Raw genomic sequence first — 396 nt, forward strand, 5'->3', positions numbered from 1 at the left:
CCGACGCACCAATATGGGAGTGAAGGTCAGTACACGGTCAGTTTAACAGTGACAGATAATGACGGTTTGACAGCTACCGCGACCCACGATGTGACGGTTTCGGCGACTGGCGGTAGTAGTACGCTTCCGCAAGATTGCGCGGTACAAAGCAAAGTGAGTGGTGGTCGTTTAAATGCTGGCGAGCCTGTCTGTTTGTCAAATCAGCAAACCATTTGGCTGAGTGTGCCGGCAGTTAATGAACATGCGAACATTGCTATCTCAACTGGCAATGGCACGGGTGACCTCAAAATTGAATACAGCAACCTAGGCTGGCCAGATGGTTCAAACCTACATGGTTGGTCAGACAATGCTGGTAACAAAGAGTGCATAACCGTTTCAAACCAAGCCAATTATTGG

At 49.0% G+C, this 396-nt stretch carries 1 protein-coding gene; it reads left to right on the plus strand.

Annotation, left to right across the window (positions count from 1 at the left end; translation table 11 throughout):
• Positions 1-396, plus strand: a 396-nt coding sequence (locus R7Z49_RS24015) for a pre-peptidase C-terminal domain-containing protein (RefSeq protein ID WP_318112232.1), incomplete at both ends; no start/stop codon positions are given.

This window comes from Vibrio sp. 1562 (genome assembly GCF_033340155.1).
GTDB classification, from domain to species: Bacteria; Pseudomonadota; Gammaproteobacteria; order Enterobacterales; family Vibrionaceae; genus Vibrio; species Vibrio alginolyticus.